The sequence below is a fragment of the Clostridium sp. DFI.1.208 genome (assembly GCF_024463855.1).
GTDB lineage: Bacteria > Bacillota_I > Bacilli_A > Erysipelotrichales > Erysipelotrichaceae > Clostridium_AQ.
In genome coordinates this window covers 1-255 of the sequence record NZ_JANGCA010000346.1, presented here as the reverse complement: position 1 = coordinate 255, position 255 = coordinate 1, and the positions used below count along the sequence as shown (strand labels likewise).

General features: G+C 52.2%; 1 pseudogene. It reads right to left on the bottom strand.

Annotated features, from left to right (window positions below):
• Positions 1 to 255 (bottom strand): annotated as a pseudogene (locus NE665_RS24625) (hypothetical protein); the annotation flags it as partial.

The following is a 255-nucleotide window of genomic DNA, read 5'->3' as shown; positions in this document are numbered from 1 at the left end:
CCTTGCCGACGAATTCCTTCGTCTTCATATCGTAGGCCTCAAAATAAGCAGTCACCGGATAGGTGCCCTTCTTCAATGCCACATCCAGCTGCGCCGTTTCGATCTTGTTGCCGGGACGGATCGCACCACTCTCATAGATCTTCTCGCCATCCTTCTCATCCTGCTTCAGATAGATCTTCACGACCATGAGATAGCGGTTCTGCGGATTGTTCTCGATGCGCAGGGTCCCCTTGCTGGTGCCGTTTTTGAATACAG